This window comes from Chitinophaga oryzae, from assembly GCF_012516375.2.
Lineage (GTDB): Bacteria > Bacteroidota > Bacteroidia > Chitinophagales > Chitinophagaceae > Chitinophaga > Chitinophaga oryzae.
The window spans coordinates 4,818,683-4,842,927 of record NZ_CP051204.2 but is presented as its reverse complement, the minus strand read 5'-3'; the positions used below and the strand labels follow the sequence as shown (position 1 = coordinate 4,842,927).

At 52.5% G+C, this 24,245-nt stretch carries 20 protein-coding genes; 13 read left to right on the top strand and 7 right to left on the bottom strand.

Features of this window, described 5'->3' with window-relative positions; genetic code table 11:
- Positions 1 to 2: 2 nt before the first annotated feature.
- The 4 genes from HF324_RS19675 to HF324_RS19660 are packed head-to-tail and all read right to left on the bottom strand — an operon-like array spanning position 3 to position 2,780.
- Positions 3 to 1,145 carry an ABC transporter substrate-binding protein gene (locus HF324_RS19675; protein WP_168860598.1) on the bottom strand — a complete coding sequence of 381 codons (1,143 nt, stop codon included), beginning with the start codon at positions 1,143 to 1,145 and terminating at the stop codon, positions 3 to 5.
- Positions 1,146 to 1,155: 10 nt separating this feature from the next.
- The gene (locus tag HF324_RS19670; protein WP_168804119.1) at positions 1,156 to 1,701 is read right to left on the bottom strand and encodes a phage tail protein; all 546 of its coding nucleotides are present in this window, start codon (positions 1,699 to 1,701) and stop codon (positions 1,156 to 1,158) included.
- A 27-nt stretch (positions 1,702 to 1,728) separates the two neighbouring features.
- Positions 1,729 to 2,283, bottom strand: a complete 555-nt coding sequence (locus HF324_RS19665) for a phage tail protein (RefSeq protein ID WP_168804118.1) — start codon at positions 2,281 to 2,283, stop codon at positions 1,729 to 1,731.
- Positions 2,284 to 2,303: 20 nt separating this feature from the next.
- On the bottom strand, positions 2,304 to 2,780 hold the full coding sequence (locus HF324_RS19660; protein ID WP_373997308.1) for a phage tail protein: 477 nt from the start codon (positions 2,778 to 2,780) through the stop codon (positions 2,304 to 2,306).
- Positions 2,781 to 3,023: 243 nt separating this feature from the next.
- Between HF324_RS19660 and HF324_RS19655 the strand changes: the two genes are divergently transcribed.
- Together HF324_RS19655 and HF324_RS19650 are read left to right on the top strand one after the other, a co-directional pair.
- Positions 3,024 to 3,872, top strand: a complete 849-nt coding sequence (locus tag HF324_RS19655) for a bifunctional UDP-sugar hydrolase/5'-nucleotidase (protein ID WP_168860597.1) — start codon at positions 3,024 to 3,026, stop codon at positions 3,870 to 3,872.
- A 68-nt stretch (positions 3,873 to 3,940) separates the two neighbouring features.
- Complete coding sequence (locus HF324_RS19650; RefSeq protein WP_168860596.1) at positions 3,941 to 4,681, top strand: hypothetical protein; 741 nt, start codon at positions 3,941 to 3,943, stop codon at positions 4,679 to 4,681.
- 15 nt (positions 4,682 to 4,696) lie between these two features.
- On the opposite strand, the gene HF324_RS19645 is transcribed toward HF324_RS19650, so the two are convergent.
- A complete protein-coding gene (locus HF324_RS19645) occupies positions 4,697 to 5,683 on the bottom strand; it encodes a TolB family protein (protein ID WP_168804114.1) in 987 nt (328 codons plus the stop codon).
- A gap of 157 nt (positions 5,684 to 5,840) precedes the next feature.
- Between HF324_RS19645 and HF324_RS19640 the strand changes: the two genes are divergently transcribed.
- Complete coding sequence (locus HF324_RS19640) at positions 5,841 to 7,781, top strand: sensor histidine kinase (RefSeq protein ID WP_168860595.1); 1,941 nt, start codon at positions 5,841 to 5,843, stop codon at positions 7,779 to 7,781.
- A complete protein-coding gene (locus tag HF324_RS19635; RefSeq protein ID WP_168804112.1) occupies positions 7,756 to 8,379 on the top strand; it encodes a response regulator in 624 nt (207 codons plus the stop codon). The genes HF324_RS19640 and HF324_RS19635 overlap by 26 nt, the downstream gene beginning before the upstream one ends.
- 7 nt (positions 8,380 to 8,386) lie before the next feature.
- Here HF324_RS19635 and HF324_RS19630 read toward each other — a convergent pair whose 3' ends face one another.
- Complete coding sequence (locus HF324_RS19630; protein WP_220101202.1) at positions 8,387 to 9,253, bottom strand: alpha/beta fold hydrolase; 867 nt, start codon at positions 9,251 to 9,253, stop codon at positions 8,387 to 8,389.
- Between the two features lie 127 nt (positions 9,254 to 9,380).
- On the opposite strand from HF324_RS19630, the gene HF324_RS19625 reads away from it, so the two are divergent.
- From HF324_RS19625 to HF324_RS19585, 9 genes are all read left to right on the top strand, one after another.
- On the top strand, positions 9,381 to 9,902 hold the full coding sequence (locus tag HF324_RS19625) for a hypothetical protein (RefSeq protein WP_168860594.1): 522 nt from the start codon (positions 9,381 to 9,383) through the stop codon (positions 9,900 to 9,902).
- Positions 9,903 to 10,111: 209 nt separating this feature from the next.
- Entirely contained in the window at positions 10,112 to 10,663 is a 552-nt protein-coding gene (locus HF324_RS19620) for an RNA polymerase sigma-70 factor (RefSeq protein WP_159456160.1), read from the top strand.
- Between the two features lie 50 nt (positions 10,664 to 10,713).
- The gene (locus HF324_RS19615; RefSeq protein ID WP_168860593.1) at positions 10,714 to 11,826 is read left to right on the top strand and encodes a FecR family protein; all 1,113 of its coding nucleotides are present in this window, start codon (positions 10,714 to 10,716) and stop codon (positions 11,824 to 11,826) included.
- A gap of 87 nt (positions 11,827 to 11,913) precedes the next feature.
- Positions 11,914 to 15,564 carry a SusC/RagA family TonB-linked outer membrane protein gene (locus HF324_RS19610; RefSeq protein ID WP_168804109.1) on the top strand — a complete coding sequence of 1,217 codons (3,651 nt, stop codon included), beginning with the start codon at positions 11,914 to 11,916 and terminating at the stop codon, positions 15,562 to 15,564.
- A 22-nt stretch (positions 15,565 to 15,586) separates the two neighbouring features.
- Positions 15,587 to 17,071 carry a RagB/SusD family nutrient uptake outer membrane protein gene (locus tag HF324_RS19605; protein ID WP_168804108.1) on the top strand — a complete coding sequence of 495 codons (1,485 nt, stop codon included), beginning with the start codon at positions 15,587 to 15,589 and terminating at the stop codon, positions 17,069 to 17,071.
- Between the two features lie 28 nt (positions 17,072 to 17,099).
- On the top strand, positions 17,100 to 17,924 hold the full coding sequence (locus HF324_RS19600; protein ID WP_168804107.1) for a hypothetical protein: 825 nt from the start codon (positions 17,100 to 17,102) through the stop codon (positions 17,922 to 17,924).
- Positions 17,925 to 17,949: 25 nt separating this feature from the next.
- A complete protein-coding gene (locus HF324_RS19595; RefSeq protein WP_168860592.1) occupies positions 17,950 to 20,061 on the top strand; it encodes a carboxy terminal-processing peptidase in 2,112 nt (703 codons plus the stop codon).
- 73 nt (positions 20,062 to 20,134) lie between these two features.
- A complete protein-coding gene (locus HF324_RS19590) occupies positions 20,135 to 21,283 on the top strand; it encodes a TlpA disulfide reductase family protein (RefSeq protein WP_168860591.1) in 1,149 nt (382 codons plus the stop codon).
- An 8-nt stretch (positions 21,284 to 21,291) separates the two neighbouring features.
- Positions 21,292 to 22,257, top strand: a complete 966-nt coding sequence (locus HF324_RS19585) for a TlpA disulfide reductase family protein (RefSeq protein WP_168860590.1) — start codon at positions 21,292 to 21,294, stop codon at positions 22,255 to 22,257.
- 50 nt (positions 22,258 to 22,307) lie between these two features.
- Here HF324_RS19585 and HF324_RS19580 read toward each other — a convergent pair whose 3' ends face one another.
- Positions 22,308 to 24,080: an ABC transporter ATP-binding protein gene (locus HF324_RS19580; RefSeq protein WP_168860589.1), complete on the bottom strand. Its 1,773-nt coding sequence runs from the start codon at positions 24,078 to 24,080 to the stop codon at positions 22,308 to 22,310.
- Positions 24,081 to 24,245 lie beyond the last annotated feature (165 nt).

Below are 24,245 nucleotides of genomic sequence, written 5' to 3'. Positions count from 1 at the left end.
TGTCAGGCGCAGAGATAAGTGTTGATCCAGCCGGAAGCTTGTTCTTCCGGTTTTCGCCGGATAATGTCCTGCCAGATGTGTGCAGTGTTGTTTACCTCGCCCAGTATGGCTGGTTTAAACGTTTCATCCATCTGTACCAGCCAGGAGGGGCCCAGTATGTGATGGGTGGCAGCGTCCATATGAAGGATGCCTCGCGGGCTTTCCAGCTGCACTTCTTTCAGCATTTCCAGTATGGTTTCTGCACGAAAACGATGCTGGCCTGCTGTCCGGAGGATTTGTTCCAGTATAACGCCGGTGTCCCAGCCATGGAGTGCCGCCATGGAGGCTTCACGTCCGCTGTGCTGGCGGAATTGTGCTTTGAATAATTCATTGGCCGGAAGGTCCAGTATGGATACCCAGGGGGTATAGCCCTGGAGGCGGAAAGGCAGCTCCAGCGGCCCGTGTACGGCCGGCAGGGATTCGTCGGGCAGCATAGGGCCTGTAAACAGCTGTAAATCGTTGATACCTGACCGTTGTAAATGCTGCAGAAAACAGTGCGCAAGGTCTCCGTTGAAAAGAGACAATAACGCACGCGTTTCCGGATGAGCGTTCAGGAATGCTTCTAACGGTGCCGTGTTGAATTCCGCTGCTTTGTACTGGCTGATGTAGTTATAGGTCAGGTTGCCGCCATTGTTCATATAGGCCTCCGAAAATGCATGGCAATGGGAGTAGCCGCCGTCGTAGAAAGAAGTGCACATGGCAGCATGAGATGCTTTTGCAGCTGCATACATGCCTGTGAGCCTGCAATGAATAGTGCTGTTGAGCGTATGCGACAGCATAGCCGGATGGGGTTCCCAGTTGTGCAGGTATTTGGCGCCGCCATGCACCGCTATCAACAGTTTATTGAGCGCCCGCGCGAGGTCGGCCGTTTGTTTCAGTGTCGCCTGATCTGCATACACTACAAGTATGTCTGCCTTTTCCTCCAGCAGTAATCGTTCTGCCTCCTGGTGCACCAGACCCGCATTGGTCCCGTATTGGATGTTACTGCTGACCAGTGTGGCGCCTGTCTGCCGGTGTTGGAGACAAGCGGCCATGCCTGCCTGAAAATCATGTTGCAGCAGCAGGTTGAAAGTTGATTTGGGTAAAAGGGTACCTATTTTCATCATTAAGGGTGGATCAGGAGCGTGGAGGGAAATTACCCTGCGCACAGATGATAAAATTAAGCGGAAGATGGGGTTGCATGTTCTCTATAGGCTGGCCGCTCCCTGCAGGTTGTACCTGTATCGTTGTTTTTAGTGGCGCCATACGGTTGGTAGCGTGTTTGGCAGTGCTGTACACCTGTTGCCCGTTGGTAATGGCCATGTATGCGTTATCGGGGGATGTCAGCTGTCCGGGGTTTTCGCCCAGCACTGGCTGATATACGCTGCCTGATATCGTATGTATATGTGCAGGCAATTGATAACTGTACACGTTTTTCTTTTCGGTGCCGCCCATCTGGCCTGGCGTATAGGTAGCGCCCAACAGGTCGCCCGCATGTAAAGGGACCCTTCCCCGCAGGTCGGGAACTGCAAAGCTGTTCCTGCCATCACCACCATAGGTATAGGACAGCAGGGCAAACAGCGGGGTGTATTGTGCGACGCTTAGTAACGCGCCGTTGCATAAAAACCAGCCATTAGGAGCAAAGGTGCCTGCAAATATTCTGATTTCTCCAATGTAAGGCATAATGGATATTTATTAGTACGACGGAAGTTATCCCCTTGATGGAAAGAAACCTTCCAGCGCGATAAAAAATTGTATGGCCAGATATGGCTGCATATTGTTAACAGGAAGTGCGGGTGTGCCGCTATCCATTGTCAGCGTCTGTTGCAACGAGGCGGTTGTCCCTGCTCCGGCAGTGCTGCTGTACAGGTTACCAGTGACGGCTGTACCTGCAAAAGCGTCTACAGGGCTGTGGGTGTCATTATTAGCCCCTGCAGGAAAGGACAGTTTGTCTTCCCGTACGTTATGGATATGCGGTGGCAGGTTGGCAGCGGTAAGTGTCACTGATTTCTCGCCACCCGGCTGGGCCAGCGTACGCTGATTTAAACCAGGGCCCTGGCCGGCGCCTATGGGCACGCGGCCCCGCAGGTCGGGCAGCTGAAAGGTCGTTACGCCGTTGCCGCCATACCGGTTGCCCAGAATGGCATATAACGCCGTAAATTGCTGTATGGACACCGTTTGCCCGGCACATTGAACATACCCTTTGGGGGCATCCAAAAAAGCGGCCATGATAATGTCGCCTATAAACTGGTACTCTTTTACCATATATACCTGTAGATAAAAAATTAAATGGGAGACGGATAAATACCCTGCAATGAGATCACATAATTCAGGCAAAGGAAAGGCATCATATTGTCAACGGGCAAGTTACTGGTGGTGTTGGGTTCCGTGGTAAGCTTCCCTCCCTGGGGTGTTACCATATCACTTACATTTAATGCGATCATTTTTTCATCACTCTGCGTATCATAACGGGGCACAGCTGTAGCTGGTGCAGGGTAAGCATTGCCAGGAGCGGGCGTGTCAGCGGCCGTACCTGTTTTCATCCGGATGTCGGTGACGATGCTATGTGTGTGGTTGCTGATCTGACCAACAGTCAGCTGGGTAGTGGCATCGCCGCCGATCGCCCCCGGGATATAATTAAAATCCTGACTGTAGCTGCCTACCGGCACCCTGCCCTGAAGGTTCGGCAATGCAAATGTTTCAATGCCATCCCCGCCATAGGTGGTGCCTATTAAGGAATACAAGGTCGAATGCTCACTGATCTGAAGTAACTGACCATTGCAGTATGCAAATCCGGGGGAAGGAATTGGAATCCTATAAGGAATATTTCTCCAAGGAATGCCTCGTCCATAGTTTTGGTAGATTTAGGTAAAGGGTGCTCGTCGCGTTTGAAAAACCGCTGCAAAAGTATTACATATTTTTTTTCAGTCAATATTTATTTCCGGGAAAAAATAACAGGAATGTATATATCTTTGGGCGCAATTTCTTTCTGGTCCCTATAGTATATGAACAAAGATCGCCGCGCTTTTCTGCGTAACACCTCGCTGGCTACGGGTTTACTATTGCTCCAACAACCTTTCCGCTCACTGGCTGCCGCCACTGCCAACGCTACATATCTTCCAGGCAACAACCGTGAACTCACCATCTGGCATACCAATGATATGCATGGACAGGTCACAGACCTGCGCCCTTCCGGCGATACCGGTATCCTGCTGGACGCAGGCGACTTCCTTCATGACACGACTAACGCCGACGGGCATAGGAAAATAATCGCCGCTATGAACCGCGCCGGCTACCACGCCGCTACGATTGGCAATCGCGAACTGGCCGGCGGACAGGCAGCACTGGCCGCCCTGATCCCTGGTATGCAGTTTGCGTTGGTAAACTGCAATTACCGTTTTACGGACAAAGCCCTCGCACGACAGGTGTTACCCTATAAAATCGTATATGCCGGATCGTTAAAAGTAGGTATTACAGGCGTAGGCCCCGCATTGCCTGCGGGCAGCGGCGTTACGGTATTGTCACCGGTGCAGGCAGCCAATGATGTGGCCGTCCGCCTTAAACAGGAGCATGGCTGTCATGTGGTGGTATGCCTCTCGCATCTGGGTTACAAACAACCTGAGAATATTGCCGACAGCCGCGATCTGGCGATGGGTTCCACTCACATAGACTTTGTCATCGGTGGCCACCAGGAAAAAATTATCCGCTCCACCATGGTATTGCACAATGCCCGTCACCATGAAGTGTTCCTCAGCCAGGCAGGGTCCAATGGCGCCATGACCGGCTTTATGAAAATGCAGTTCGATGAAGACCGTAACAGGTGCGGCATTATGCCGGGAAGTATCATGGCCTGATGCCGTTTGTCCAGGAATAGTCCGTCGCAATGCTTACATTTGCCGTTGACCATTACCGATTTTAACCCATGCAGATAGACAAGAACGATATCAGGCTGTTCCCCGCTTACGAAGATGTTTTTTATGATAATATCCCCTTACACCGGCAGCACTTCCTGCCGCTGGCATCCATCAATCTGCGCTGTATAAATCCCGGTCGTAACGAATGGCTGCACCTGGTGTCTGTCAAAGAAATGTATGACGGCAGGGTAGGTGAGTCGAAAGAAGAATACCATACCGCTTTTACCCAACCGGACATGCTTGGTTTTGACGTCGTGGAAGGTAAGTACCGCTTCGAGGCCGACTGGCGTTATTTCAACGACTATCAGCTTATCCCGGCCGATCAGTATGCCAACGGTTTTCCGGAAGCGGAAATTGAATATAATATGAATGAGGCCATGTACCGCCTGAAGAAAGCGTATTTCGATCAATATGGCCAACTGTATGCCGGTGATTTTAGCCGCCCCGGTATACAGGTGTCGGATATTCGCCGCCTGGAACGGTTACGCGCATTAACACCGGCTGACCTGGAAAAAGATGCTATGTCGGATTACCTGGCGGAGCTGCACCAGCAGCGCCCTGCGGGCATATTCACCGCATTGTCGCCGGAAGAATTTCCGGGCGACTGGCCCTTTGAGGCGTTAGACCCTTCTTTCGAATATATCGGTAGTATGGATGGCTATGGATTCCAGCATACCGCGCCGGAGGGGATCAGCCTTTTTTACAGCCCTGCTTTAAAAAAGGCGTTGATCACCTTCGACAATACCTGATTACAAACGGGTGATTTATCTCCATACAAAATCCCCTACGATGGTGAAGCCCAACCCTTCGGAGTCAGCATGCCTGCCGCTTTCCACTACCTGGATGACCCGCTTGTCTTCGCCGGGATATACTTTGTACAGCTGGCCGTCTGCGGGCACCAGGCAAAGATGTGCGGCCGTGCCCCAACCGTCGCCAGGAGCGCCGGCCCTTGAGTTAGCAGCAATGGCGATGTACCTGCTGTCCGGTGAAAAGGAAGGCTTCACTTCCCGTTGCGTGCTTTCCGTGATCACGTGAAAATCGCTGCCGTCCGCATTCATAAGCCAGATATGATTGCCCGCGGAGAGGGCGATTTTTTTACCGTCCGGACTAGCCACTGCTTCTCCTCTCCAGTCGGTAAAAGGTATGTCCTTTACTTTGAAGGCACGCGTAAAGTCTTTACTGGTGCGGTACAGCGCGCCGTTCATCTTAAACAGGACAGTATTGTCCGGCGCCCAGTTGACGGGGTCGAGATATTTAAAATCATAGTTGCCGTAGCCGGAGATGCTTTTTATCACGCGGCCGTTCATGTCGATGATGACAAGACCGTCGTCCAGTGTGGGGCGCAGGGCCAGCATCGAGCCATCGGGGGAAATCATGGGCAGCCCGCCGTCATGGTCGTCGCCACTGGGCGCGCTGTAATGGATGGTCTTTATCACGGAAGCATCGCTGGTGTTAAATAATACATAGTCGCTGCTGGCAGCGTTGCCGGTAGGGTCCATCTGTTTTACGCCGGTTTTACCGTTCCAGCTGATGTCCCAGCCGGCTCCCTGCCAGTTAGGCATTAGCTGGGAAACCACGCCGGAAGACATGTCCAGCCGCTGGATGCCGCTTGTTCCCTGTTTGATGAATACAGCGCCGGGACCATAGTTATAGTTACCCCCACCGCCGGGGCCATCGTTGTTATTGTCTTTTTTGCACGCCGCCAGGCCAACAAAGGCAAGCGCTATCAGGAGACGGAAAGAGAGTCGCATATGATTTGAGGTTTTTACAAGGTCAGACAGGATGGTTTTTTCATGATTCAAAATTGAGCTAAAGCAGCTATCAGCGGAATACTCCCAAAGGAGTATTTTTTATTTTTTAAGGAGAGATGTAGTAAATTAGGTACTGTTTGTTATTAACTTCCCGGATGTGAAACATTTCCTTATTATATGCCTGGTTTTCTGTTGTAACACCCTGACAGGGACCGCCCAGTCCTATCAACAGCGGACAGACAGTTTACAGCGTTTGCTGGGTAAAGCAGTAAGCGATACGGACCGTATCCGGCTGATGGGTGAGCTGTCCGCTGCCTTCATGAATATGGGTAAACCCGCAGCGGCTTTTGATTTCGGCGCCCGTGCGTTGCGGATCGGCAGCAAGGTGCCTTACCGCTATTACAAAGCGCTGGCGCACTACCGGATGGGTTATGTGTATTTAATGCAGGCTGTCAATGACAGCGCCATTGCTCAGTATGACAGCGCCAGGCATTTGCTGGCGCCGGACAGCCTGTCGCCCGGTGCGGGAAGCCTGTACCTGAAATGTAATAATAACATCGCTTTCGCCTACGCCAATGACGGTTATTCCGAAAAGGCGATGGAGCTGATCATCGGTTCCCTGCCATTGATCCTGGCATTGAAAGATACTTTTATGTACGCTGCGACAGTACATAATATAGCAGCCGGGCTTACTAATACACATGATTATACGAAAGCTTATCCCTATTCGCAGGAAGACCTTCGGTATATGCAGTTAAAGGGGCGGCCGGAGGAGATCGCCGAATCCTTTCTGAGCAGCGCCCTGCTGATGTTGTACATGGATAGCCTCAGCCGCGGCGAGCGCTATCTCGATACGGCGGCCATGCATCTGAAAGCGCTGGGGCCCAATGCACTTTGGGCAAGGTACTACAGCTACCGGTCACGTTACTATACTGCCGCAGGTCAACCGGGGCCTGCCGCCATCGCGTGCGATAAGGCTTTCGAAGAACTGAAACAATTTGACAGGCGGACGAACCGGTATGATGTCTACACGGCGCAGGAAAAATTACAGGAAGCAAAAGGAGACCTCCGGGCCGCCAGGGCGGCAGCAGCTAAAAGATATGAAATGGCGCTGGAAGATGAGGCGACTTCTTTTGTTTTATCCTCGCTGGAAGCAATGGCGTCGTACTCCCGCAAAACGGGTGACCTGCGACAGGCGTACGACGACCTGGAAAAGTATGTTCATTTCAAAGACAGCATCGATAAAAAACAAACCGCATTTAAACTGAAAGAAATGGAGGCGAAGCTCCAGGCGGCCCGGAAAGAACAGCAGATAGCTTCGCTGCAAGGCAGGGCGCGTTTGCAGCGCTACCTCCTGTGGGGCGTTTCCATCGTACTGGGGCTGACGGTACTTTTTTTCCTGTATGTGATCCGCCAGCGTAAAGTCAGGATGGGGCAACAGATACGCGTCATTGAACAGGCGCGGCAGATGGAGATCACGGACGCCCTGCTGAAAGGAGAGGAGCGGGAACGGACAAGGATGGCGCGGGACCTGCATGATGGCCTCGGCGGTACCCTGGCCGGACTGAAACTTCATCTGGCGCGTATTGCGCAAAACAGCGGAACGCAGCAGGGACCACTGCGGCAGGTTGCTGAGCAGCTGGGCACATCGGTGCATGAACTGCGGCGCATCGCACGTAACATGATGCCGGAATCGCTGCTGAAACTGGGGCTGGAGCCGGCGCTGAAAGATCTCTGTGAAAACATGCTCTCCCCGCAGTTACAGGTAGTGTTCAACGCCTATAATATCCGGCAGGATATCTCCCCGCGTATACAGACCATGATTTACCGTATAGTGCAGGAGCTGCTGCACAATGCCGCACGGCACTCCGGCGCCCGGAAAGTGCTGCTCCAGTGCAGCCAGGAGGCGGACACGTTTTTTATCACCGTGGAAGACAACGGAAAGGGATTTAACACCGGTGACCATCACAGCGGCATAGGCCTGTCCAGCGTCCGCAGCCGGGTGGAACTGCTGAAAGGCAACATGCAGATCGATTCCGGGGAAAACGGTACCATCATCAATATAGAACTATATGTTACAGATAGCCATCGTGGATGATCACCCAATTGTGGTGAAGGGGTTGAAAGACCTGCTGGAGACGGTGCCCGGGTGGGCGGTGGCAGGCTGTTTTCATACAGGCAGCGGCCTGCTGTCCTTTATGGAAGACAATGAAGTGCAGCTGGTGCTGCTGGACATCAGCCTGCCGGATACCAACGGGATGCTGTTGTGCCGGGACATCCGCCGCCGGTGGCCCGACACCCGGGTGGTGGTGGTGAGTAACCTGAGCGACAGAAGCATCATCCGGCAGATGCTGCAGGAGGGCGCCGCAGGGTACCTGCTCAAAACGGCCGGCCCGGAAGACATGCTGGCCTGCATCCACGAAGTGCTGAAAGGGAATATCTCCATCTCCAGGGAGGTACAGGAAATCATCTCCCGGCCGGAACTGGACACCGGCGCCGTCATACCCGAGCTCACCAAAAGGGAAAAACAAATACTGCAACTGCTGGCGGAGGGCAAACGCTCCGCCGACATTGCACAGGAACTGTTCATCAGCCCACTCACGGTGAAGACCCACCGCGCCACGCTGCTGCAGAAATTTGGCGTCAGCAATATCGTGGCGCTGGTAAAACGGGCGCAGGAACTGCGGCTGCTGTAACCGCCGTTCATGGCTGGCCGTCGAGGAAGGCGCGGATGATGCCCGCTGTGATGCCGGGCATAGGACTACCGGCCTCGAAGGTCAGGCGCTCGCCGATAAAGGAACCGTGATTGCCGGGCAGTATGGCCAGCCGGGCGCCCGGTATCACCTGCGACATCTCCACGAAGTGCTGGGCGGTGATCACGTCGCGGTCGCCGCCTATCACCAGGGAAGGGACGCTGATGGACTGCATGTCTTCAGCTGTCCGGTCCCGAAAAGCCATGCGCTTTGCCCGGTCTTTGTTGAACATATTGACCACGCCCTGCTGATCGGGGTTCACCTCGAGGTAGGCTGTTGTTAACGGCGCCGGCATATCAGTGAACGTCGCCTTTTCCAGCCCTTCGAAGAACCCCGGCGCCATGCCTGCCCGTTTATAATTACCGGAGATCAGTACGATTTTATGGGCGATGGCCGGATGATGTATGGCTATTTCCATCGTGGTACAGGCGCCGTCGCTGAAACCCACGATATTGGCCTGACGGATGTGAAGGTATTGCAGCAGCGCCGCCACGTCGGCGGCATCCTGCTGAAAGGATTCAGGTCCGTTACGGTCGCCGGTACGCCCATGTGCCTGCAGTTCCATCGCAATTACCCTGTAGCAGGGCGCCAGCAGCGGCAGGAGCGTGCCCCAGTTGGAGGGGATAGTGGAGCCGCCGCCGTGGATCAGCACCAGCGGAATCCCACCATCGTTACCATGAATTTCATAATACATCCTGATACCATTAATAGTAGCGTACTGTCCGTTTTTTTCGCGTGCTTGCTGCATCATATCGTTGTTTGCTGTAAAAGAAAATAATCCTGGCAGTGCCATCACCAGGCAGATGAGTATTTTCATAACCTGTTTTTTGTAAAGGTAAAGGGCTGAAAGACAATCCGAACCGGGTACTTGTGACAAAACAGGTGGTAAATAACGACAGGTTGCAGGCGGAAAAATTCGTACATTCATTCCAACAAACGATACCATGAAACAGTTGCTGTTAACCACCCTGATGGGGGTGTTTTCCCTTACCACCCTGGCGCAACAAAAGACGAACCTGGCGAAGCTGCAGTTCGATGAACTGGCCGCAAAAGTATTGCAGGGCATTACCGGTGTCCGGCAGGGAAAGCTCTATGATCTTCCCAATATGCTCTCCTATGGCATAGACAATAAAGGCGTGTTGCTGTTTGACCGCTATGCGCCGCCACATGTGGAACTCCTGGCCTACAATGAGAAGGTGGCCGGCTTCGGCTTCCGTATTATGAGTTACGCCTTTCAGCAGGAGATAAAAGACTACCTGGAAGATCATTACGCCCTGAAACTGGCAGATTCCTCCCGCTGGGGGAAACAATACACCTATGCTGACAGTCAGGTCACTATTAACTTTCAGGCGGTGCCGGAAACAGACTTTAAACAGGGGAGAAGCGGTTACCTCGATATAAAAACCAGCACGCTGACGAAGGCGATTGCCGTTCAGGAAGAAAAATATAAAAAGGCGCACCGTTGAAAGTGCGCCTTTCTCAAAAAAGAATTCCCCCGCCCTTCACCCTTTTTCGGTATCCGTGTGCCTGATACTAATTATCGTATACCAGAACCATAATAACAGGATTATCGTCAGGCAGATTTCATGTGAACCGCAGCTAAAAGGAGATGATGGAAATAAATCCGGATTATTTTTTACTTTGTACGGGTAACAATGAACGTACCAAGTGGCTTATGCATCAACCAGGATCAGGAGAGGCTGTTTCCTTTGAGGAGCAGTTCAGGCAGCACTATACATTTTTATGTACGGTAGCCTATTACATTGTGGAAGATGAGGATGCGGCGAGAGACGTGGTACAGGACTTCTTCCTGTACTGCTGGCATAAGCGTCATATCATCCGGATCACACACGACTTTAAGAGTTATGCCGTCCGCGCGGTAAAAAATGCTTCGCTGAACTATCTCCGGAAATCCGGCAAAACGCAACTGGAGGAAATCCATGTCATCGAGGAGCTGACCCGCTATTTCCCGCTGGAAGACAAAGAAGAAGAGGAGCAGCGCAACAGGGCGCTGTGGGCGGCTGTTTCCCGTTTGCCCGAACAGCGGCAGCGCATATTTCTCATGAGCAACCGTGACGGGCTTAAATACAAAGACATCGCTGCCGTTCTGGATATTTCCGTGAATACGGTGAAAACACAGATCAAGCTGGCGTTACAGTTTTTAAGAAAGGAATGCGGGTGGATGGCGCGGATGATCTCTTTTATATTTTTTTTATCCCGCTTTTGAAAGTGGCTTCACCCTTTTTTGAAGTTCGGGTGCCTTAACAATAACCAGATATGAATTCAGATAACAACGAGCACAATATTGACTGGGAAAAGCTGATGCAACAGCTGGAGGACGGGCAGCTGCCGCCGGACATGAGCGACGCCGAACTGGCGGCGCTGGCCGCGGCCAGGGAAATGCAGGCCCGGCTGAAGGCCGGCCGTTTCTCAGCAGAGGACGGATGGCAACGGTTTACCGAAGTCAGGGACCAACGGAAAGGACGTATACGCGTATTCGTGAGAGCTGCCGTGGCTGCGGCAGTAGTATTGGCGGCAGGCGCCGCGTGGTGGACGTTCCGGGACAAACCACCGGTCACGCAGCTGGCCAACGCCCAGCCGGAAGAAAAAGTGATGCTGCACCTCTCCGGTGGCCGTACCGTCGCCCTGGGGCAAGACACACTGGAGATCCAGCATCATAATATTGCCCGTATAAAAGCCAATACAGACCATCTCGAGTATGCAGCCGGCGGCGGCCAGGAACAGGTCACTGCCATGGATACGCTGGACGTGCCCAGAGGCAGGCAGTTCTCGCTCCGGCTGGCAGATGGTACGCAGGTATGGCTGAACGCAGCTTCCCGCCTGATATTTCCGGCGGCCTTCCATGGCGCCACCCGGGAAGTGACCGTACAGGGAGAGGCTTTCTTTGAAGTCGCACAACAGGCCGGGCAACCTTTCATCGTCCACGCCGGCAAAACAGATATGAAGGTGCTGGGCACGGGTTTTAACGTGAACGCCTATCGGGCGCAGACGACGACCACCCTCGCCAGCGGCAAACTGCTGGTAACGGCAGGTACAGCGCAGATAGTATTGCAGCCGGATGAACAGGCGGTCTTAAATAATAACGGCACGCTGCAGAAGCAGGCGGTGGAAGCGCGCCTTTTTACCGCCTGGAAAGAAGGGGACCTCTTCTTTGAAGACGCCCCGCTGCAGGAAATAACTGTCACCCTGGCACGCACCTACGACTATGACTTTATATTCGACGATACCGACCTTGAAAGAATGAGCTTTACGATAGACATACGCCGCCCTGCGGTATTACAGGATGTACTCAACCAGATCACCAAAAGTTTACAAACGGTCCGTTTTGAAGTAGATGGCCGTACTGTACATGTGAAGAAACAACAATAAACAATTAAACTGCCGTCATACCGGCGATTGACAACGGGTAGTTCAGCGACCAGCGGTCGCTCCCTTAAACTTTAATATCAGACCAACATGAAAAAATTGCAGGGTTTGCCCTTCCTGCGAGGGGCCTTACTACGCTATGTCCGGAAGGCAGGTGTTCTGCTGTCATTTTTCCTGCTGATGGTTGTCCTTACAGCCACAGCCCAGCAGGAGGAAGCCGCCCGGGGCATCCTTACCCGTAAGGTGTCCTACAAGGCCACCAATGCGCCCCTGAGCAAAGTGCTGAAGGACCTCCGGAAACAGATGGACTTGCGGTTTACTTACAACAGTGAATTGATCGGCCGGCAGCCGGCGGTAACCGTCAAAGTGGAACAGAGTACGCTGGAAGCGCTGTTGAAGCAGTTGCTGAAAAACACCAACCTGCGTTTCAGCGTGGAGATGGGGGCTATCATGATCTATGAAGACACCCCCCAGACGACGGCCGTTCCGTCGCCCGGTGATAAAGTGACCGGCGTAGTGGTCCGTGGCCAGATCACGGACCCCGCCGGGCAACCGCTCAGTGGCGTAAGTGTGAAAGGGCTTGAATCTAAAGAGATGACGGTGACCCGGCCGGACGGGCTGTTCTTTCTTATTGCAAAACCCAATGAACAAATCAGCATGACCCTGCTGGGGATGAAGCCACTAGTATACCGCGCCGATCCCAACAAAACAGACATCATGCGTTTTAAGATGGACACCATCGCCCGGGATATCCAGGAAGTGGTGGTCAACGGCTATCAGAAAATCGACCCCCGTTTATCTACCGGTTCCTATTTTAAGCTGAAAGCGGCGGACATCATCGAGCCCGGCCAGCCTTCTGTAGACAGGATGTTACAAGGTAAGGTGCCTGGGATGATGATCGTCAATAATTCCGGTGGCGTGAACGCCAAACCCAATATACGCATCCGTGGTACTTCCACACTGGTCGGCAATACCCAACCGCTGTGGGTGATAGACGGTATGATACGCCCTGACCCGGTGAATATCTCCAATGCCCTGCTGAATAACCTCGTGTCAGAAGGCAGTGCCTCCAATTTTGAACTGATGGGCAACGCCATCGGCGGCCTTAATCCCTATGATATTGAAAGCATCACTGTACTGAAAGATGCTGCTGCCACCGCTATCTATGGCACCCGCGCGGCTAACGGCGTTATCGTGGTGACGACCAAGAGAGGTAAAGAAGGACCAATGCAGGTAAACTATAACGCGAACGTTTCCTTTCAGGCGCGTCCTTCCTATCGTAACCTGATGCTCATGAATTCCCAGGAGCGGGTCACCTTTTCCAAACAGATGCAGGAAGATCACGTGCTGTATAATGACTATTATGCCGGTATGGAAGAGGAGCTGACCTATGAAGGGCTGCTCCGCGCCCTGTATGCAAGGCATATCACCGAAGCGGAGTTCAAAGAAAGAGTGGCAACGATCGAAACCCGCAATACCGACTGGTTTAAACTGCTGTTCCGCAACCAGATGAGCATGCAGCACTCCCTGAGCCTGAGCGGCGGTACGGCCAAAACGGTATATTATGCGTCCGCATCTTATGCAGCCAACAACAGCTCCGCTAAAGAGGATGGAAATAAAGTATATGCAGCCAGCTTCAACCTGCGCTCACAGGTGACCAAACGGCTCTCGCTGGACGTATCCCTGCAAAGCAACTATCGCAGTGCCAGGACGTATTTCCAGGGCGTCAGTCCATTGACTTACGCGCTACAGACCAGCCGCGTGTTCAGCCCTGACGACTATTATCCGTTACGGGCGCCCAGTACTTCAGGCTCCAATTCTCCGCTGAAATACTATGCACCGCCCATCACGATGAACATTCTCAATGAGATTGCCCACACCGAAAATACTTCTACGCAATCGTCCACGAGCCTGAACCTGAACCTGGACTACAAAATCGCCAGGGGACTGGTGTTCCGGAATTCCTCCAGCATCATTACGGACGCTATGGATGGTTTTGCCGCGGCAGATGAGCAGTCTTACTATATCTCCAATACACGGGGGTGGCCCTACGGCACAATACCGGAACCCAAGGCCGTAACTTCGAGCGTTCTCCCTTACGGCGGTATGGCCTATATACAAAATCAACAAGCCCTGAGCTGGGGACTGAGAAACAGCCTGGATTACTCCAGAGGTTTTTTTGAGGAGCGCGACCAGTTCAATGTGAGCCTTGGTAATGAGATCCGCAGCTCAAAGACGAATGCAAACGTTGCTGTGGAGCCGGGATATTTCCCCGACCGCGGAAAAGCATTTGCCCCGGCAGACCGCAGCCGTAAAGATCTGTCCTCGCAGGTGATCAACAGCACCCTGGACAACACCGTCTCTTACTATGGCACCGTGGCCTACAGCCTGATGAACCGCTACGTCTTCAGCGGTACCATCAGATCTGACGGCTCCAACCGGTTCGGTCAGTTCTCCAATGCCAAATTTTTACCTAACTACAGCCTCTCCGGCCGCTGGAACGCCGCCATGGAAAGCTGGTTCCCCGCTACCACGCTGCTGACCGACTGGCAGGTGCGCGCCTCCTACGGCACACAGGGGAATGTGGTGACAGCAGTAAGCCCTAACCTGATCGCCACCTACGGTAGCCCCGACAGACCGGACCAGTTTGGTCAGCCATCACTGAGAATTAAATCCATGCCTTACCCGGATTTACGATGGGAAAAAACCTATCAGTGGAATATCGGTACCAACTTCGCCTTGTTCGATAACCGTTTTCGCGTGAGCGTGGATTACTTTTCCAAAAAAACCGTCGATGTGCTCGACAATATCAATATTCCCTACGAATACGGCATGAATACCATGTACCGCAACGGCAGTACATTGTATAACACCGGATGGGACGCGTCCGTAGATGTCAGCGCTATCCGCCGGAAAAATACACAGCTCTCCTTTACACTGTCAACCGGTAAAGTGAAGAACCGCGTTGCTGACAGAGTTTTCCAGGAAGACTTCTTTTTGCTGCTGAACGGCGGCGCACGCATCGCGGGAAAACCTATCAGCAGCTTTTATTCTTACCAGTACACAGGACTGGATCCGGTAAGAGGCATCCCCACGTTCGGTAAACTGAATGGCAAACCATCCAACAACCCGGACGACCTGCTGGTATACTCCGGACAACTTTTACCGGTCATCACCGGCTCTATCCAGCCCGTATTCCGGTATAAGTCATTCTCCGTTTCCGCCATGTTTTATGTGAGCCTTGGCAGCAGTAAACGGTTGAATGATCCTTTCCGCTCATCCCATCTGACAAGTAACGGCGTACCGTCTCCCAATGCCAATGTCCCCCGGGATTACCTTACCCGCTGGCGTAAACCCGGCGATGAAAAATACACCGACTTCCCTGTGTTGAGAGACCTGGGCATAGACGACCGTCTGCGTATACCATACCTCTATGCAAAGTCTGTGGGTATCGATCAGCAGCTGATTACAGACCCCTATACCGCTTATAAAGTATCTGACCTGAGGACAGTCCGCAATGACTATTTACGGTGTAACGCCATCCGGCTGGGTTATGGCATACCTTTCAATAAACTGGCCGGGACCGGACTTAAAAACCTGACCGTTAATGCCAGTGTCAACAATGTATTTACCATTGCCAACCGCCGGCTGGAAGGGCAGGACCCCGAGATAGAAGGGGCAGGGACCAGCGCTTTGCCACTCAGCAGGCAATATTCCCTGAGTGTAAATGCATCATTCTAATCCAAACATTTAACAGAGCGAGATGAAAAAAGTACTGATCATCATGATAGTGGCGCTGGGTATGACCTCCTGCAAAAAATTTCTGCAGGAATACTCACAAACAGATATCACGCCCAAGACCGCCCGTGATTATGGAAACCTGTTGTGGACGGAGGGGTACCCAGGGAGAACGATATTCCTGCAACCGTGGATGGCTTACCTCGACGACGATGTGGAATGTTATACCGGCCCGGTGAGGCAGGAACCGTTACCCAATGTGGCTGCCGGGATCTTCCAGTGGCAAACAGATTTTGAACGCCGGCTGTCAGGTGAAGGATATGCCTACAAAACCAATACCTGGGGTGTTTATTATCGCCTGTTGTTGGGAGTGAATCTGGCACTGAACGGGCTGGGGACGGCTTCCGGAACGCAGGAAGAAAAAGAGCTGCTGAAAGGACAGGCCTATGCGCTGCGAGCCTTTTACCATTTTATGCTGGTAAATATCTACGCAAAGCCTTACAATGATTCCACTACAACACCCGATAAGAGTCCCGGCGTACCCATTCGCACCACTGGCGACCTGGCCGACGTGTTCCTGGCACGCCATACCGTGAAGGAAGTCTATACGCAGATCACGAACGATATAGACAGTGCCGTGCTGCTGCTGGATAAATATAAAAAGAGCGTGGAGCTATATCGCATATCCGCTCCCGCCGCTCATTTGCTGGCAAGCAGGATATATCTCTATATGGAAAACTGGGATAAATGCATTCAACATGCAGACGCGGTGCTGAAGGAACGTTCCGGCCTCATGAACTTTAATACATGGGGATACGCAGATCCGGACAACAGGCCGCTGACAGGCATTAATAACGAGGAAACCCTCTTCGCCTACGGCGAGCCGGATGAGCAGGTAAACCTGCCCTTCACCATCAACTATGAAGTCTCCCGTAACCTGTTCAACACTTTTGAGGATAATGACCTGCGCAGGGAAATAAGCCTGGTCGTGCTGCCACCGGAGATGAAACAGTTTGTTGCTATTGAACTGGGACAAATGAAAACATCCGGCACTTATAAAACAGGAAACGCTACGCTAACCAACGGATGGCGCGTATCTGAAGCTTATCTCAACAGGGCTGAAGCTTATATACAGCGTTACAAAACCGGTGGGGATGCCGGCGCCGCCACCCAGGCGTTAAGAAGCCTCAATACGCTCCGGTCTTACCGCATCAATACCGCTTCCTTTAAGGCATGGGACGTTAAACCCGCCGCCGAAATGCTGCAAATGTGCCGGGAAGAACGCCGCAGAGAACTTTTCCGGGAGGAACTGCACCGCTGGTTCGATCTCAGAAGATACGGCATGCCTGCTATTGAGCATATCTACAGACCTAATGTGACGACGACGCAAATTTTCCGGCTGGAGGCCCGTGATCCGATGTACGTGATGCCTATCCCGGACGATGTGTTGAACCGTAATCCGGCGCTGCTGCAAAATCCGTTGTATCCTGGCGAACGCAAGCCGCTATAATATTTCCTAACGTTTAATGTGACTACCGATGAGAAGATATTTCGTGCTCCTGGCTTCTTTCCTGATGGCATTTACAGCCTGCCGTAAAGAAGCCATCCTGACACCGTCTGTCGATGTGCCCAGCTATACGCTGCCACAAGGCAACCACAGTTATGACGATTCGATCGTTCAGTTCTACCAGAAATACAACTGTTACATTTTGTACCGGTTTACCCATACCGATTTCGCCTATAACTATACAAATATGAGGCAGGATAGCGCCTTTAATGCCAACCCTGCCTATATTGGCAATACGCTCCGTTTTTTTTATGATCAGTTAATAACACGGTACCCCGAGTCTTTCCTGAAGAAAACACTTCCTTTTAAAGTGTTGCTGGCTTCCTATATCGGTACCGGCGCTACGCGCGATGCTGCGGGTTTTGCCAGCACCATCAGCACGCTGACGATCGGGTGGGCAGACAGTACCCTCCTTAATAAATCCCCTACCGCGACGAAACAGATGCGGGGCCTCCTGAACCGTTTTTATATGGAGCGGGCCTACCGGGTTAAAAGCGTGGACATACCTCAGGCTTTCATAGAGCTGGCACCATATGACTACCTGGCAATCCAGCCTGGCAACAAATACGCCAACGGTGTCATCGGCAACACGAACGGATCGATCCTGAACGTGGTGGTAGACTTCCTGGATTACGTTGAGGCGATTACCTCCCACAGCAAGGCCGAACTGGAAGCAACGCTGTTAAGTCCGACGGTGGACACCAAAGGACTGATCAGAAAAAAGTATGAAATCATCACCAACTACTTTACCAACAACTTCGCCACAGACCTGCAGGCTGTTGGAGAGAAACCCTGATAACAATACCCATTAATCGATGTACATGAAACAACTGCTTCGCAAAAATAATCAATGGCTGCTGATGGCCTGCGCCCTGTCTACCGGCTATACGGCCGCAGCCCAGGCGCCAGCCGATACCACGGCGTGGCCGGCCTACCGTAAAGATGTGGTGGCCGCCGTCTTCAATAAAATCAGCAAAAGTCATTTCGAACCCAGAAAGCTGGATGATGCTTATGCCGCCGGCGTTTGGAAAAGATATATCGCTTCGCTGGACCCTCACCGGAATATCTTCCTGCAGGAAGATATCAAACGCCTGTCGGCCTTTCAATCCACCATCGACGATGAAATAAAAAATTCCGGCACCGGTTTTTTCGATGCGGCTTTCGCTATCTATACCCAACGGGTACACGATCTGCAAATACTGTGTGAACAAACACTGGCCAAACCGTTCGACTTTAAAGTAAGGGAAACGGTGCTGGCTCAACGAAAAAATGCACCTTATCCGGTCACCAAAGCGGAACAGGCTGACCTCTGGCGTAAACTGCTCAAATATTATACGCTCCGTAATTATATGGAGATGCAGGATTCTGCCGCTACAGCGGTGCCCAGCCCGGCTTTGGAAGCCAAAGCCCGTGAAAAAACAGGAAAATGGTATGCCGACTATTTCCGGCAAAGTACCCGCAGGGAGGCGGCAAACGAGAAGTTCTTCCAGTACATGGCGGACGCCGTCATGGAAGTGGATCCGCACACCGCCTACACCGCGCCGCAAGCGCTGACGCTCAATGATATGCTCAATAAGCGTTACTTTGGTCTCGGCATTGAGCTGGGCGTAAAGGACGCTGACTTCTTCGTGAAACGTCTGTTGCCCGGTGGGTCCGCCTATCGTGCCGGCACCGTAAAAGAAAACGATCTTATCCTCGCTATCTCCGACCATCAGGGAAAGATGAAGGAAGTAGCCGGTATTCCGCCTACCGAAGTAGCCGCCATGATCCGCGGTGAAAAAGGTACGCCGGTGAAACTCCAGCTGCAGCAACCCGGCGACAAACCCCGCCAGGTAACGGTCACCCGGGAAGAGATCATAGACACGGAAAACCGTACGAAGAGCGCCGTGATAGAACATAACGGTAAACGCTTCGGTTATATTTATCTGCCCATATTTTACACTGACGACAGTCCTGCAAAAATTAACGGCGCCTGCAACGACGTGGTGCGCGCGGTAGAGCAACTGAAACAGGAAGAAGTGGACGGTATCGTGATGGACCTGCGCGGCAACGGCGGCGGCGCCCTCGATGAGGTGGTAAGAATGGGCTACTGTTTCGTACCGGAAGGCCCAATGAGCTGGCTCCGGGGCAAAGATAAAGTGGACCGCTACAACTCGCCTGCGGCAACACCACTGTACGACGGCCCGCTGACGGTGCTGGTGGACGAAAGCAGCGCCTCCGCTTCTGAAATATTCGCGGCGGCCATGCAGGACCGCAAACGTGCGCTGATCATCGGTACCAGCTCCACCTTCGGAAAAGGGACCGCACAGATGAACGTTAACCTCGGTAAAATGGGCGATCCTGACAAAGGCACCAAAGACATCAGCTACGGAAGCATGCGTCTGACGGTACAGAAGTTTTACCGTGTTACCGGCGAATCCACCCAGCTCAAAGGCGTAGTGCCGGATATTGTACTGCAGGACAGGATGAACCGGGAATCCGTGATGGAAAAGGACTATTCATCCGCATTGGTGTGCGATACCATGAAACTGATGCCGTTCGAACGGGAAACCTTTACGTTTGACTACAACACGGTCGTGGGAAAAGCCCGTAAACGAGCTGCACAGGCATCGGCTTTTAAAGCCATAGCTGCCAGCAACGCCCAGCTGGAAAAAATAGCCCAACAGCCTGCTCCGCTTGATCTGCCCGCGTTCCGCCAGCGATATAAGCAGGCAGCCCAGCTGGAGAAAGACATTAAGGCAACCAAACAAAACACCGGAGCCGATTCGCTGCGTGTATCACTGCCCGTTAACAGATCGCTCCACCCGTCACTGCGCAAAGCGGATAACAGTCCCGCCACTACGGAGTTCCTGCAGAAAACAGCAAAAGATATCTACCTCGCAGAAACAGTAAGGGTCCTGGAAGACATGATCAATAACAAAATAACAAAATAGTAAAATAATAAAATTGTTATCAGGCTTCACCCTTTCCGCCATTCAGGGTGCCTGATATATAAACAAATCCTTTATGAAAAAAATACTCTTTTCCTTACTGTTGGGCGCCGGTGCTTACAGTGCCTCCGCACAGGAGGTGGTGATCACCGCCAAACTGGACAAAATGCCCAACGATACGCTCGTAACCCTGATAGAGCCTTACACAGGGGAATGGGACACTGCAAGGGTGGTCAATCACAGCTTCACGCTAAAGTCCTCCATGAAGAAAGGAGGGAGCATCTACATCCTGATGATTGGCAACCAGGGCGAGAAATGCGGTACCATCCTTTACCTCGAAGAAGGCAAAGTCGAAATCACCGGTAAAGGGCCTTATTTCGATAACGCGATCTATAAAGGTGATACCTGGGTAAAGGAATGGCAGGAAATGATGGCACTCACCTCCCCGGAAAGTAAAGACGTGAAACAGCAGAATGAGCTGATGGAAAAGATCAACAAAGCCATGAAGGTAGGGGATGAAGAAGCCGCTGATAAATATAGCAAAGAACACGCAGCTATAACAGCAAAGGTGCAGAAATCCTATCGTGACTGGATCGCCAAACACCCTAACTCCGGCGTTTCCGCTTATGCGTTGACGGTGTTTTTTAACGGCACGAAAGAATATGATGAAGTGGCTGCGCTGCTGGGCGAACATGCCATCTCCACCCGTATCATGCAACGCCGGCTCAACCCCGGAAAAATAGATCCGTCACCGCTAACCCTGAAGTTCGGCGAACCAGGCGAAGCACAGGGCGCATTGGGGAAAGTAAAAGTAGGCGATATGGCGCCGGCATTCAGTGTACCGGATGTTAACGGCAAAATGGTGTCCCTGGCAGATTTCAAAGGACGTTATGTATTCCTGGACTTCTGGGCCAGCTGGTGCGGCCCCTGCAAACCGCAGATCCCTTATCTGAAAGCGGCCAACGATAAGTTTAAAGACAAGAATTTTTCCATGATCGCTGTCTCCCTGGACTCCAAAAAAGAGGCATGGGTAAATGCTGTCGAGAAACACGGTATCAACTGGACGAATGTGAGCAGCCTGAAAGGCTGGGGCGATGAGACTATAGCGGCCTACGGCGCCAACTACATCCCCTTTAACGTGCTGATCGGACCGGATGGTAAAGTCCTCGGCATGGGCCTGTATGGAGAAGATGTAGAGAAAAAACTGGCTGAAATCATTAAATAAACAATCCTATGAAATACGGCTCGCTACTGATTTTATGGCTGTTGCCCCTGTTGAGTTTCGCGGGAGACGGCTTCGTGATCCGCGGAAAGATAACCGGCGTCGCTAATGGTAGTGTGACGATCCTTGATCTTAGCGGAGGGAGCATCGCTGATTTCCCCCGTGTACGCATCGAGAACGGAGAATTTACCTATTCCGGCAAGCTGGACCACCCGCAACTGTTACAGCTGAAAGTAAGTACGCGTAAAATAGAAGTGTTCCTCGAAAACGCAGACTATACGATCAACTGCAGTTTTGATTCCCTCTCCGGCAGCAGCCTGAAAGGAGGGAAGTATAACGATCACTGGCAGCAGTATCGTGCCAGCAAGGTACTGCCAATGCAGTATTTCGCAGAGCACCCGCAGGCGGAAATCGCCGCGTGGATTGCCAACCGGTACGCGGTGAAGTACGATGAAGCGAAAGCGGCCTACGCTCAACTGACGTCCGAAGGTAAAAACTCGCCGGAAGGAAAAGCACTGGCAGAAAGGATCGGGACCTACCGGATGATCGAAGCCAGGTCTCCGCTGCCGGAATTCAGGACGGAAGATCCTGCCGGTAAAACCGTCTCGCTCAGCGACCTGAAAGGCAAAGTGGTGGTACTGGATTTCTGGGCCAGCTGGTGCGCTCCCTGCCGCGCTTACGTGCCCACCCTGCGGGAACACTACAACCGCTATAAAGACAAAGGGGTGACGTTCGTCGGCGTATCGGTCGATGAAGACAAGGGCAAATGGAAAAAAGCCATGGAGGAGCTACAAATGGAATGGATGCAGGTGCTGGCCGACGGTGGCTTCAAAGAAGAAACCGGTGTCCGGAAGCTGTTTAACATCACGGGCATCCCGCACCTGGTCATCGTCGACAAAGACGGACGTATCGCTACCTCGATGGACTTTTACCAGCGCAGCCATTTTGATGAAGTCGTACAAAAGCTATTGCAATAACCAATAGTCAACCCCTATATGCAGGCCGGCGCTGAAAAGCCGGCCTTTTTTTATTGAATAAACTGCATCTCACAGAGCGTTTTATACAACCCTTCTTCGTTGCTGATCAGCTCATGATGGGTGCCTTCTTCCACGATAGCGCCTTTATCGATGACAATGATCTTGTCGGCCTGCCGGATGGTGGCCAGCCGGTGGGCGATGACGATGGCCGTACGGCCCTTCATCAGTTTGCTCAATGCATCCTGTACCAGTTTTTCAGATTCCGCGTCCAGTGCAGAGGTAGCTTCATCCAGGATAAGGATGCGCGGTGATTTCAGTACCGCGCGGGCGATGGCGATACGCTGCCGCTGTCCGCCGGAAAGTTGTACGCCGCGTTCTCCCACGATGGTTTGCAGCCCCTGCGGCATGCGTTGAATAAATTCCCAGGCATTGGCTTTTTGCGCCGCGGCAATGATCTCCGCATCCGTGGCGTCCTGTTTGCCGTAGGCGATATTTTCCGCGATCGTGCCGCCGAACAGGAATACGTCCTGCGGTACGGTAGCAATCTGCGAGCGGAGGGCGGACAGGGGGAAGGTGCTGCTGTCTTTCTGATCAAAAAGTATATGCCCGCCCGTAGGATCGTAGATGCGTAACAGTAAGGACACGATGGTGCTTTTGCCGGCGCCGCTGGGGCCTATCAGCGCGATGGTCTGGTTGGCCTGTGCCTGGAAGGAGAGGTTTTTCAGTACCGGCGTGTCTTCCCGCCCGGGGTAACGGAAAGATACGTGGCGGAAGCTGATATAACCATGAAGGGTATGTTCGGGCGCCAGCCGGGTAACCGGTGCCAGGGGTTCCGCCGGTTCGTCGAGAATAGCGAAGAGGTTGTCGGTGGCGCCGATGCTCTTTTGCAGTGAAGCATATACCTCCGCCAGCCCGCCTATGGAGCTGCCGATAAAAACCGAATACAGCACAAATGAGAACAGCTGCCCGGTGTCCAGGCCGATGAGCGCTCCCCGCCAGATAACGGCCACCAGTGCGCCGAAGATGCCGGCGACGACGAAAGAGGAGAGGGCGGCGCGGTATTTACCGTTCTGGATACCGATACGGGCCGCTTCATCGGTCTTTTCGCGGTAACGTTTCATTTCCAGGAACTCGCTGGCGAATGCCTTGACGCTGAAGATGCCCTGCAGTGTCTCTTCCACGATGGTGCCGGAGGCGGCCACCTGGTCCTGTACCCTGCGGGAGAAATGACGGATGAAACGGCCGAAGCCAACAGCGATCAGTACCATGACCGGCATAATGGCCAGCATGAAAAGCGTAAGATGGATGGAGGTCAGCATCAGGAAGGTGATGCCTCCGACGATGATCACCAGCTGCCGTATGAGTTCAGCAATAGTGTTGGTGAATGTTTCCTGTAGCAGTGAAATGTCTGCGGATATCCTGCTGTTTAATTCCCCTACGCGGCGGGTAAGGAAAAACTGCATGGGGAGCTTGATCAGGTGGTTGTATACCGACTGCCGCAGGCTTGCCAGTGTCTTTTCGGCTACCTTTACAAAGATCAATGTCCTGAAGAAGGAACTAATGGCTTGTATGGTTAGGAGTACTACTAATGCAATGCCTGCTTCATGGATGTAGGCTGTTGCTTCCGGTTGTTTGCCGGCATTGATGAGCCGGCCCAGCAGTTCGGGAAAGGCAAGGCCTGCGAGGCTGTTGGTGATTAAAAAAAGCATGCCTGCTGTGAACAGGGCGCGGTGAGGCCGCAATAACTGTAACAGGCGTAAGGTGCGTTTAGGCTTCACAGTAATGTGGCCACCGTCGGTGATGGTTGTTGAGGGAAGTTGCATGGATTGATTTTGGGTATTGGAAAAAGGGTTTTTGTGATGTTGTTGGCAATATCATTGCAGTGCGCTGCTGAAACAAAAGTCCGGTGGTGTAAGATTTAGCAGCGGACAGCAAGTTAAATATAAAATGATTTACAGCAATGGAAAAAAATGTTTTAAAAATCGTCA